This window comes from Paenibacillus sp. OT2-17 (assembly GCF_009827695.1).
Lineage (GTDB): Bacteria > Bacillota > Bacilli > Paenibacillales > Paenibacillaceae > Paenibacillus > Paenibacillus polymyxa_B.
Map to the genome: position 1 here is coordinate 1 of NZ_WUDQ01000875.1, position 1,044 is coordinate 1,044.

Here is a 1,044-nt window from a genome sequence, read left to right on the forward strand (position 1 = left end):
AATTCAGCCGCCATTTCCGTCCGATGCACCGTTGAATAAGTGTCGTTCGTTCCCGTGCCAATGACGATCGGAATGTTTTTGTTCATGCTCTTCAAAACATCCTGCGTCACCTGAACCATTTGCTTCACTTCATCCCAGGATACGGTTGGCGACTCTCCTGTCGTACCGTTAACGACCAGACCCTGGATGTCATGGCCTGCAAGATAGGTAACATACTTCCGGTACGAATCGATGTCCAACTTATAGTCACGCGTAAAAGGTGTAATCAGCGGTATGAAAATCCCATGAATATGTTGTTCGTTCATCATCATCAGTTATCCCTTCCCGTTGAATTAAATCTAATGTAACATAGGAGACAGCATCAGAGTTATCTATAATAAACGATGATTCTAATCAAAATTTCCGATGGGGTGGCCAGATTGGATTTCATTTATCTTCAAACATTTCGGGAAGTTGCCATTCGTGAAAGCTTTACAAGAGCAGCAGAAGTGCTCGGTTACGCACAATCCAGCGTCACGACCCAGATTCAAAAGCTGGAGAAAACGTATCAAGTCAAATTGTTCGAGCGTTACAGCAATAACAAGATTCGTCTTACCTCCGCCGGGGAAGAGCTATTCAAGCTTGCCGGACAAATGCTGGAGCTTTTTGAGCAATCGAAAGAAAAATTGGCTAAGCAGGGTGGGGGCTCCATGACGATCGGTACTATGGATTCCATCGCTTCGTATTTTCTGCCGCCGTATATGCAGGCGACTCGCAAAGAATACCCTGATCTGAACATACGATTGCATACGGATCGCGAAGAGATGATTTTGCACCAGGTCAGGGAAGGGGAGGCCGATGTCGGGCTGATCCTCGCGGACGATTCAAGCAATCCAGCCTTGCAGTGGATTACGATTCGAGAAGAACCGCTTGTGCTGATTGTCCATCCAAACCATCCGCTTATCGCTAAAGAGCGAATCAGCCTGGATGATCTGGTAGATGCGGAGTGGATTATGCCCGAGCATACGTGCAACTACAGACAACTGTTGGAGAGAGTGCTTCGAG

General features: G+C 46.9%; 2 protein-coding genes. One reads left to right on the forward strand and one right to left on the reverse strand.

Translation table 11 applies throughout. The features are described from left to right. Window positions 1-311, reverse strand: a 311-nt coding sequence (locus GRP75_RS27830; protein WP_202404352.1) for a dihydrodipicolinate synthase family protein, incomplete at its 3' end; no start/stop codon positions are given. 108 nt (window positions 312-419) lie between these two features. On the opposite strand from GRP75_RS27830, the gene GRP75_RS27835 reads away from it, so the two are divergent. Continuing rightward, on the forward strand, window positions 420-1,044 hold a 625-nt coding region (locus tag GRP75_RS27835; protein ID WP_160790989.1), incomplete at its 3' end, for a LysR family transcriptional regulator.